This window comes from Pseudomonadota bacterium (genome assembly GCA_010028905.1).
Taxonomy (GTDB): Bacteria; Vulcanimicrobiota; Xenobia; order RGZZ01; family RGZZ01; genus RGZZ01.
Genome location: RGZZ01000621.1, coordinates 1 through 2,490, shown reverse-complemented (window position 1 = coordinate 2,490; position 2,490 = coordinate 1). Strand labels below are relative to the sequence as shown.

5 protein-coding genes are annotated in these 2,490 nt (G+C 66.6%); 2 read left to right on the top strand and 3 right to left on the bottom strand.

What is annotated here, in order from left to right; translation table 11 throughout:
- Positions 1 to 581, top strand: a 581-nt coding sequence (locus tag EB084_23625; protein NDD31252.1) for a DNA translocase FtsK, incomplete at its 5' end; no start/stop codon positions are given.
- A gap of 5 nt (positions 582 to 586) precedes the next feature.
- Here EB084_23625 and EB084_23620 read toward each other — a convergent pair.
- The gene (locus EB084_23620) at positions 587 to 1,168 is read right to left on the bottom strand and encodes an HD domain-containing protein (GenBank protein ID NDD31251.1); all 582 of its coding nucleotides are present in this window, start codon (positions 1,166 to 1,168) and stop codon (positions 587 to 589) included.
- Between the two features lie 77 nt (positions 1,169 to 1,245).
- Here EB084_23620 and EB084_23615 point away from each other — a divergent pair, with 77 nt between their 5' ends.
- Positions 1,246 to 1,650: a hypothetical protein gene (locus EB084_23615; protein NDD31250.1), complete on the top strand. Its 405-nt coding sequence runs from the start codon at positions 1,246 to 1,248 to the stop codon at positions 1,648 to 1,650.
- Here EB084_23615 and EB084_23610 read toward each other — a convergent pair.
- Together EB084_23610 and EB084_23605 are read right to left on the bottom strand one after the other, a co-directional pair.
- Entirely contained in the window at positions 1,599 to 1,814 is a 216-nt protein-coding gene (locus tag EB084_23610; protein NDD31249.1) for a hypothetical protein, read from the bottom strand. The two genes, EB084_23615 and EB084_23610, sit on opposite strands and share 52 nt — an antisense overlap.
- A gap of 4 nt (positions 1,815 to 1,818) precedes the next feature.
- Positions 1,819 to 2,490, bottom strand: a 672-nt coding sequence (locus EB084_23605) for a hypothetical protein (GenBank protein ID NDD31248.1), incomplete at its 5' end; no start/stop codon positions are given.

Here is a 2,490-nt window from a genome sequence, read left to right as displayed (position 1 = left end):
TCCAGGAGCTCGCGCAGATGGGGCGCGCGGCGGGCATCCATCTCATCCTTGCCACCCAGCGCCCCTCGGTCGATGTGCTCACGGGCACCATCAAGAGCAACTTCCCGGCGCGCATCGCGTTTGCGGTATCGGCGCAGGTCGACTCGCGCACCATCCTCGATCGGGGGGGTGCCGAAAAGCTTCTGGGGCGCGGTGACATGCTGTTCTCTCCCACCGACTCCGAGCTCCGACGCGTACAAGGGTGTCTCATCACCCTCGAGGAGACAGAGCGCGTGGTCGACTTCTGGCGCCGTCAGGAAGCGCCGGACAACCTGGCGCAGCTGAGCCTTGACGCCAAGACCACCGATGATCTCATCGGTGCCAGCGGCGGCGAGGGGGGCGAAGACGAAGACCTGCTGCGGGAGGCCCTGCGCGTCATCAAGGAGACGAAGCTGGCGTCCGCGTCAAACCTGCAGCGCAAGCTCCAGATCGGGTATCCGCGCGCGGCGCGACTGGTCGATGAGCTCGAGCAGCGAGGATTCCTCGGACCCGCCAACGGTAGCAAGCCGAGAAAGATGCTCTTCCTCGAAGACGTGGAGTGATCGCGTCACGCAGTCGCGATCAGGACCTCGAGGGCATCGATGGTGCCCGACAGCTCGTCGGCGAGGGCAAGGGGGCCACCCGACTGCCGGAAGGCCGTCACCAGGGAGCGATAGTACCACAGGGTGTCTTCGGGGCTGGCATTGAAGCGCGCCCACATCGACGGACCCACGTTGCGCAGGTCGACGACGAGGGTGCGCGCGTTGTGCAGCTTGTCGCAGCACGAGACGAGTCGGATGTCGGCGGGGGCCTGGCGCAGGTGCTCGAGATAGCTCGTCTTGCGCTCGCGCCATGGGGGCTTCGGCTCGGTCTCGCAGTCGCTGCAGCCGTCAACGATGCGGCGCACCTCGGCGCCGAAGCGCTGCTCGATCTCATCGCCGGTGGCGCGCCCCCCCTGATCTTCCACCGCGTCGTGCAGCAGCGCGGCGATGCACTGGTCTTCGTTGCCGCCGTGCTCCATCACGAGTCCGCACACCCCCATGAGGTGACTCATGTAGGGGATGTCTCCCCCTTTGCGGGTCTGTGCTGCGTGAAGTCGATAGGCGAAGGTGAGGGCCTGCTCGAAACGAGCGGAGAATGATCCTCGCATGGAGCGATCTTTCTGGTCGCGCCGCGCGGTTCCTTCCCTGAGCGCGCGGTGCGCAGATCTCGCAGGAGGACGCCGAGATGGCCGCTGACATCATGCAGGAGCAGATCTTGTGCGACGACGTGCTGCACTGGGTGACCGATGACCTCGGCTACCACGCCTACAGCCGCGGGGGGCTCGTGCTCAGCATCGTGCGATCGGCCAGCATCCAGCCAACCATCTCCGACGAGCAGGACTACGTCACCTGGCTGTGGGTTGAGGCGCTCCAGGGGTTCTTCGTGATGCGCCAGCGCATCGTCGAGACGCAGCCCCAAGGGTGGGTGATCGTACGACGTCTCACGCCCTCAGCGCATCACGGGTTCTTTGCCGACTTTCGCGATGGTTTTGAGAGCTGGGTCGAAGGCTTTGCCGACCTCGAGGTCGATTCTCCAGATCAAGGGGGCGGTGGCGCCGTCACCTCTTCGGTGAATCCGGCCGGGAAGTAGGGTCGCGGTGGGGGCAGCCCACCGCGTCTCGCTTCCGGGACCTTCTCGTGCGCGAAGGGGCAGTGGCGGCAGCCGCTGCCGCAGCACGTTCCTCGGCGGGCGTGAAAGCGCTCGGTGAACACCATGAGGCCGTTTTCGAGGTAGTAGTCGTCGTCTCTCAGCATATGATCAGGGTGCGGTCGCTTCGCCGCGCAGCCGCGTGAGCCTCTCGCGCAGGTCGTATCGCATCTCTTCGGTGCATTCCAGGCGCAGGCACCGCTCGTAGGTCTCGATGGCTCGGGAAGCGTCCCCCAGCGATTCGAAGCACAAGCCCATGCCGTGGAGCGGGTCTGCCCGTCCCGGCTCGATCTCTGCCGCTCGCGCAAATGCCTGCGCCGCGTCGAACGGCTGCTGCTTGATCGAGAACACGAGTCCCGCGAGGAGATGCACCGATGCGCAGCCCGGGAAGCGCTCCGCGGTCTCCGCGATGAGGTCGACGGCTTCGTCGAGACGCCCGGCCTCGATGAGCAGATGTCCGAGCAGGGTGCGGGTATCGACGTCGCTCTCGAAGCGGAGGGCCTTTCGCAACGAGGTGATGGCCGCGTCGAGATAGCCTTCGCGGTGGAGCGCCAGGCCGTTCTGGAGATAGAACTCGTGACGCAGGAGGGGCGCGTCGTCGCTGAGACGCACCGCCTCGCGCAGCGCATCGAGCCCTTCCTGCGACGCTCCTCGCTCGATGAGGGCGAGGGCGAGCTCCGTCTGCATCTCTGGCGCGGTGGGGGCCTGCCGGGCGGCTTCCCTGAGGCGCTCCACGGCTCGCTCGAGATCGCCGCGGCGACGCGCGCAGAGCCCCTCGAAGAG

Coding starts and splice junctions, on each gene's coding strand:
- EB084_23620 (NDD31251.1), bottom strand. CDS start 1,168: ATGCGAGGATCATTCTCCGCTCGTTTCGAGCAGGCCCTCACCTTCGCC.
- EB084_23610 (NDD31249.1), bottom strand. CDS start 1,814: ATGCTGAGAGACGACGACTACTACCTCGAAAACGGCCTCATGGTGTTC.
- EB084_23615 (NDD31250.1), top strand. CDS start 1,246: ATGGCCGCTGACATCATGCAGGAGCAGATCTTGTGCGACGACGTGCTG.